Source organism: Holdemania sp., from assembly GCF_986127675.1.
Genome location: NZ_CFQZWI010000139.1, coordinates 1 through 5,772, shown reverse-complemented (window position 1 = coordinate 5,772; position 5,772 = coordinate 1). Strand labels below are relative to the sequence as shown.

Annotated in this window: 5 protein-coding genes; 2 read left to right on the top strand and 3 right to left on the bottom strand. The window is 48.3% G+C overall.

Annotated elements, in window-relative coordinates; translation table 11 throughout:
* The first annotated feature begins 409 nt into the window (after positions 1 to 409).
* Positions 410 to 2,833: a hybrid sensor histidine kinase/response regulator gene (locus AC5OW4_RS14110; protein WP_234973175.1), complete on the top strand. Its 2,424-nt coding sequence runs from the start codon at positions 410 to 412 to the stop codon at positions 2,831 to 2,833.
* A 244-nt stretch (positions 2,834 to 3,077) separates the two neighbouring features.
* Here the strand turns inward: AC5OW4_RS14110 and AC5OW4_RS14105 are convergent, their stop codons facing one another.
* Complete coding sequence (locus AC5OW4_RS14105) at positions 3,078 to 3,473, bottom strand: DUF2871 domain-containing protein (RefSeq protein ID WP_072684637.1); 396 nt, start codon at positions 3,471 to 3,473, stop codon at positions 3,078 to 3,080.
* 21 nt (positions 3,474 to 3,494) lie between these two features.
* The gene (locus AC5OW4_RS14100) at positions 3,495 to 4,058 is read right to left on the bottom strand and encodes a TetR/AcrR family transcriptional regulator (RefSeq protein WP_159432795.1); all 564 of its coding nucleotides are present in this window, start codon (positions 4,056 to 4,058) and stop codon (positions 3,495 to 3,497) included.
* Between the two features lie 174 nt (positions 4,059 to 4,232).
* Between AC5OW4_RS14100 and AC5OW4_RS14095 the strand changes: the two genes are divergently transcribed.
* Complete coding sequence (locus AC5OW4_RS14095) at positions 4,233 to 4,904, top strand: hypothetical protein (protein ID WP_072684639.1); 672 nt, start codon at positions 4,233 to 4,235, stop codon at positions 4,902 to 4,904.
* 120 nt (positions 4,905 to 5,024) lie between these two features.
* Here AC5OW4_RS14095 and AC5OW4_RS14090 read toward each other — a convergent pair.
* On the bottom strand, positions 5,025 to 5,772 hold a 748-nt coding region (locus tag AC5OW4_RS14090; protein WP_493677114.1), incomplete at its 5' end, for an HAD family hydrolase.

Below are 5,772 nucleotides of genomic sequence, written 5' to 3'. Positions count from 1 at the left end.
AAGTAAATGCAATTCCTTTTAGTCTTAAGGCTGCGTTTACTTTTTCAATTCACTTAAAAACTAACAATATCCGTAAAAACAGATGTTTTTTCAATATGGAATTGTTTTTTTCTTATTTTAATTTATAATGAATAGGATTGAAGAATTTTCGGCCATCGCACTTAGAAAAAAGGCTAAAATGAACCTCAGGTGCTGATCAAACAAGTAAGGGAGAAAAAAGATGAAGTCTAACTTTGCTTCCAGTAAAGCAACTGTGGCCAGTACGCTGGTTATTTGCGTCATTTCGATTATTTTTTCATTGAGTTGCATTTATTCCATACGGAACATGGAGGCCGCGGCTTCCCGCATTTATGATCATCCATATACAGTTTCCAATTCCTCCCGCGAAATGCGTTCGCGGCTTTTGGACATGAAACAGTTCATCAGTATTTTCCTGACGGACAGCTTCCATTCCATTGAAGAAACAGAAGACCTGCTGAACAGCCGGTATACGATGCAGCAGCAGTCGCTGGATCGGATTGCCGAAAATTATTTGGGGCCAGCGGCGGATACCGAACGCCTGCAGGAAAAAATGAACGCGCTGATCGAGGCGCAGGCGGTCTTGCTTCAACAGGTTCCCAACCTTACGAACGTTGAAATTAACGATTATTTGAATGAGAATATCTATCCGATTTACGATGAAGTCAGCGACACGCTGACAACGATTATCACGTTTGCCAATCAGAAAATTTTATCGCTTGAAAAAGAGATGAAAAGAACAAGTTCGCTGGCGATCATCACCGCGATCCTGCTTTCCCTTTTCATTATTGTATTAAGTATCAAAACGACGCGCAATCTCGAACGCCGCCGCGTTCATGACGTCGCCGATCGGGAAAAAATGTTCGATTTACTGTCCACGAACGTCGATGACGTCTTCTTTATTTATAGTTTAAAGGACAAGCTGATGGAATATATCAGTCCCAACTGCACGCGGATTCTGGGATTGGATGAGGAACAGTTGGAAGACTATGATAATTTTATGTCGCGGCTTTCGGAAACGGACAGCGCCGCACTCTATCAATTATTTCATTCCGGCGTTCTCCGCAGCCAGGCTGAGCTGAACCTCAAGCTGGAAGTCCATGGACAACGGGAGAGCTGGCTGTTATTAAAAGTTTATCCAATTTTAGTTGACGATCAGGTTGTACGGTATATTATCAGCATCAGCGATCAGACTGAGGCGCTTCTGGCGCAGCAGAATCTGCGCGACGCTCTGGCTCTGGCGCAGAAAGCCAACGATGCGAAAAAAGACTTTTTATCGCGGATGAGCCATGAAATTCGCACGCCGATGAATGCGATTATCGGGATGGCGACGATCGCCGCGGCGAACATTCAGGATCAGCGGCGGGTAGAGGATTGTCTGACAAAGATCGGGTTCTCTTCCAAACACCTCCTTTCGCTGATCAACGACGTGCTGGATATGTCAAAAATTGAAGAAGGCAAGCTGACGATCAGCCGCGAACCGTTTGAATTCCGTCAGCTGATTCAGTCCATAACCGCGATCATTGATTCTCAGGCTCGTTCCCGCAATCAGAATTTTGAAGCGACGGTCGTTGATTTCACTGAAGAAGTCATTATCGGCGACGCAATGCGTGTGAATCAGATTTTATTGAATCTGTTGTCCAACGCCGTCAAGTTCACGCCGGAAAATGGAAAGATTCGCCTGGAAGTCCGGCAGATCGGTTTCCGCAACAATCAGGTGCGCCTGCGCTTTACCGTCAGCGATACGGGGATCGGCATGAACGAGAAATTTTTACAGAAGCTCTATATGCCGTTTGAACAGGCGGATGGATCAATTTCGCAGCGGTTTGGCGGAACGGGATTGGGAATGTCGATCACGAAGAATCTGGTATCGCTTTTAGGCGGAACCATTCAGGTCTTCAGTAAAGAAAACGAAGGGACGACGTTTATCGTCGAGCTGGCGTTTGATCGGATGGAAGCTTCGGCGCACGTTTCTGAGACGCAGAAGCTGGAAACGCTGGGCGTTCTGGTTGTCGACGATGATCAGGACACCTGTATCCATACGTCGATCCTGTTGGAAAAAATGGGAATTCAGGCAAAGTGGGTTCTGACGGGCGAAGCCGCGGTGCAGGTCATTGCGGATGCGCATGGAACGGACGACGAATTTGACGTCTGCTTCATCGACTGGCAGATGCCGGATATGGACGGCATTGAAACGACACGCCAGATTCGCAAGCTTGTCGGGGCGGATACGTTGATTATCATCATTTCAGCTTATGATTGGAGTCCGATCGAACAGGCGGCCCGGGAAGCGGGAGCGAACGCGTTCATTTCCAAGCCGATGTTTGCCTCAACGATTTATAATACACTGATGGCGGTAACGCGCCGTCCGAATTTCGAGTCCGCACCGGCTCTGGACTTACCCAAGACAGTTACGCCGCATGATCTTTCCGGCCGGCGGGTCTTATTGGTTGAAGATAACGAATTGAATATGGAAATTGCGACGGAGATTTTAAGAATGGCAGATATGCAGGTGGAACATGCCCTCAATGGTCAGGATGCGGTGGATCAGATATTAAATTCTGAGGCGGATTACTTTGATCTGGTCCTGATGGATATCCAGATGCCGGTTATGAATGGCTATGAAGCGACTCAGGCTATCCGGAATTCGAATCATCCCAACGCTAAAACGCTGCCAATTCTGGCTATGACAGCGAATGCGTTTGTTGAGGATATCGCGCGGGCCAAGGAAGCGGGAATGAACGCCCACATTGCCAAGCCGATCGACGTCAGCCAGCTGTATACGACGCTGACGGAAATCCTGAATCAGGCATAAAGACAAGAATGAACCGCTGAATCGGGAAAAATCCGGCTGGTAATGTAATTCCGGGTGAATTGCGCTGTCTAATCCAAAGTAAAAGAACTTGACTACTTTCCAGTCAAGTTCTTTATTAATTTGTGCGCTCTTTTGCGCACCGGCGGGATCAGGCTTTGTTTTCAATTCCGGGAGAATCTGAACGAGAAGCTGAATAGCCGAAGATCACCGCCAAAGCGAAAGAGCAGCGCTTCTTAAGTGTCAATTAAGCGCGGGAACGGATCAGATTCAGGATCCAGACTAACCCGACGCCCCATAAAATATGGCCTAAACCGGCGATCCCGGCGATCATGGCGCCGACTGCCATTCCCTGCACTTCCATCCAACCGTGAACTAAGAACAAGGCGACAGTCCAGATCAGGCCGACGTTATAAACGATGAATGCCTTGCGGAAAGAAGCAGTTTCGGTGAAATCAATGAACTTGCTTAACAGCGCGACGATCAGGAAAAATAAGACGCCTAACAGAAACAGATGGCCATGAGCCAGCGACAGATAAGTCCGGCCTGTATAATTGAGCATCCGCGTAACTTCGCGGTAGAAGACGCCGGCGGCCATGGCGGCCAGGGCATAGATAAAAGCGGTATTGATCAGTTTTTTCATTCAATGAATTTCCTTTCTTTTTTATTGGTTTTGAGTTTGTTCAGCTGACGCCAGGACGACTTTTAGCCAGTCCCGCAGCGAAGCATAGCAGTAACCGCGGTTTTCCAGACAACCCAGCAGGCTGTAAAACAGGAAAGCTGCCCGCTCGTTGAGCTGATCGTCAGTTTCATCAGGAAAGCTGTTCTTGAGCGCTAAGGCCAACTGATGGGTCAGATGTTTCTGGGCGTGCAGTTCCCGGCTCTTGGCTTCTTCTAAAGCCGCAGGAGATAACCCGGAGGCGGCATGCAGAAATTCTGCCGAGAATTCGTCGACACTTTCCTTCATTGTGGAATAAAGCCAGTCCAGCTTGACTAAAACGTCGCCCTCGGGAAACGTCTTCTGGTGAAAACAATTTTGCCAGAACTGCTGGACCACGTCCAGAACCAGACTGTCTTTCGTCGGATAATAGTTATACAATGTGCCTAACGCGATATTGCATTCGCGGGCTAAATCACGCAGCTTTAATCCGCTTAAGCCGCCGGTGCGCGACAGCTCGATTGCTTTTTCGATTAAAGTCTGCCTTAAATTCGGCAAGAGTTTAGGCAAAGAAATCCTCCTTTCATGATATGAACTATGTTCATTATAGGAAGAAGAAGCCTGAAAGTCAACGCTGACGCTCAAAATGAACAAAAAAAGAAAGGGATGAAAAAGCCGTAAAAGTGTTGACAGAAGCGATCTTGACGACTATAATGAACAATGTTCATAAAAGGAGGGAAAGTTATGCAGGCTATTGTTGAAACTGTATTCGACATCGTTTATCTTTGTACGGTGATCACGCTCGGACTGATCATGATCCGCGCCGGGCGCGGGCATCGTCAGTATGTTTTGTTCGGCATCATGGCGGTGACCTTAGGCGCAGGGGATGCATTCCATCTTGTGCCCCGGGCGCTTGCGTTGTGTACGACGGGATTGGAAAATTATACGTTCGCGTTGGGAATTGGAAAATTCATCACGTCCATCACGATGACGATTTTCTATGTTTTATTGTATTATGTCTGGCGTCAGCGGTATCAGGTGAGGGGAAAGCAGGGACTGACCAGGATTGTCTATCTGTTGGCGGCGCTGCGGATCGCGCTGTGTCTGTTCCCGCAGAATGGCTGGACCAGCGCCAACGCTCCGCTATCCTGGGGAATTTACCGCAACATCCCATTCGCTTTACTGGGATTGTTGATCATCGTGTTGTTTTATCAAAGCACAAAGGAGCATCACGACGCGGCGTTTCGCTTCATGAGCCTGACGATCATTCTCAGTTTCGGCTTTTATATTCCGGTTGTGCTGTGGGCGGATACCCTTCCGTTAATTGGAATGTTGATGATTCCGAAGACCTGCGCTTATGTGTGGACGGTGTGGATTGGCTATTCCGCCATGCGCAAAGAGCTTCAGGCAAAATAAAGACGCAGCGCGTCTGAGAATACAAACAGCCGCGGTCTGGAGAAATCCGGCCGCGGCTGTTTTGATCGAATGAGATTTGGTTGGGCCGTTAAGAGTTAACGAAAATCCCGGCGGTATTCGTTATTGAAAATCGGCGAGGTGTTTTTCTAACCACCAGGCAACGCCGTCATCTTCATTGCTCAGTGTGTGCTGATCGGCAGACGCTGAGATTTCCCCAACGGCATTGGCCATCGCGACGCCGCAGCCCGCTTCTTGAAGCATTTCCAGATCGTTGTAATCATCCCCAAAGGCGACAACCTCGCTCAAATCCAGCCCCAGATGATCACATAGCGCCCGCAGCGCACTGCCTTTATTGACCTGATCTGCTGTAATGACAAAGATGTCCGGATTTTCGGTTAACGGAACGGCTTTCATGCCATAACTGGAAAAGTCAATCGCCTCAACTGCCGCGTGATTGGACGTTACGATGAAGATTTTCTGGATCTCATGCGTTTCAAAATGATCAAGATCCAGCCGCAGCGATTCGCCTTTGTTGATGTAATACTCGTTGGTCGTATACCCTTGCGTCGGATAGAACAGCGTAATATGCACCGGCTCGATTTTCCGGACAACTTGAATCAGATCGATTACTTTCTGATTGTCAATTTCCGTGCGGTGAATGACCTCGCCTTGATGATAGACGATCGAACCATTGGTGCAGATCATCGAACGGGCGTGAATCAGATCGGCATAGCGCTGAGTCCGTATGATCGCCCGGCCGGTCGCCACGACAATTTCCGTTTCCGGCGGCAGTTTAGCGAAGGCGTCTATGGTTTTTTGAGACAATGATTTATCTTCGTGAAGCAGCGTCTGGTCGAGATCGGAAGAG

Excerpts from the sequence above, each read along its gene's own strand:
- AC5OW4_RS14095 (WP_072684639.1), top strand. The coding sequence starts at position 4,233 with ATGCAGGCTATTGTTGAAACTGTATTCGACATCGTTTATCTTTGTACG.
- AC5OW4_RS14110 (WP_234973175.1), top strand. The coding sequence starts at position 410 with ATGAAACAGTTCATCAGTATTTTCCTGACGGACAGCTTCCATTCCATT.
- AC5OW4_RS14105 (WP_072684637.1), bottom strand. The coding sequence starts at position 3,473 with ATGAAAAAACTGATCAATACCGCTTTTATCTATGCCCTGGCCGCCATG.